Raw genomic sequence first — 467 nt, 5'->3', positions numbered from 1 at the left:
GCTCCTAGTGCCAAGGCATCCACCGTACGCCCTTTCTACCTTGATCTAGCGTTTCTAAGACACACGGTCCGAACGGACCATGCATATTTTTCTTGGTTTGATGTCTTGATGAATCTTCAGTTTTCAAGGAACAAAGTGGAGCCTAGCGGGATCGAACCGCTGACCTCCTGCGTGCAAGGCAGGCGCTCTCCCAGCTGAGCTAAGGCCCCATATAAGGGAATTCTCAAAAAAATGGTGGGCCTAAGTGGACTCGAACCACCGACCTCACGCTTATCAGGCGTGCGCTCTAACCAGCTGAGCTATAGGCCCTCATAATTTGATTTGTCGAGAGATTTGGTCTCTCAAAACTGAACGATGGGCAATGCCACATGGGCATTTTCCTTAGAAAGGAGGTGATCCAGCCGCACCTTCCGATACGGCTACCTTGTTACGACTTCACCCCAATCATCTGTCCCACCTTCGGCGGC

2 tRNA genes and 1 rRNA gene are annotated in these 467 nt (G+C 51.4%); all 3 read right to left on the bottom strand.

Annotated elements, in window-relative coordinates:
• Positions 1 to 136 precede the first annotated feature (136 nt).
• Positions 137 to 209: transfer RNA gene (locus EVJ24_RS15180), tRNA-Ala, on the bottom strand.
• 23 nt (positions 210 to 232) lie between these two features.
• Positions 233 to 309, bottom strand: a tRNA-Ile gene (locus EVJ24_RS15175).
• Between the two features lie 76 nt (positions 310 to 385).
• A 16S ribosomal RNA gene (locus EVJ24_RS15170) occupies positions 386 to 467 on the bottom strand; the annotation flags it as partial.

Origin of the sequence: Exiguobacterium sp. SH1S21, assembly GCF_004337175.1 — a bacterium.
Lineage (GTDB): Bacteria > Bacillota > Bacilli > Exiguobacteriales > Exiguobacteriaceae > Exiguobacterium > Exiguobacterium aurantiacum_A.
Note: the sequence above shows the minus strand (reverse complement) of the source record. Positions and strands in the feature narration are given on the sequence as shown.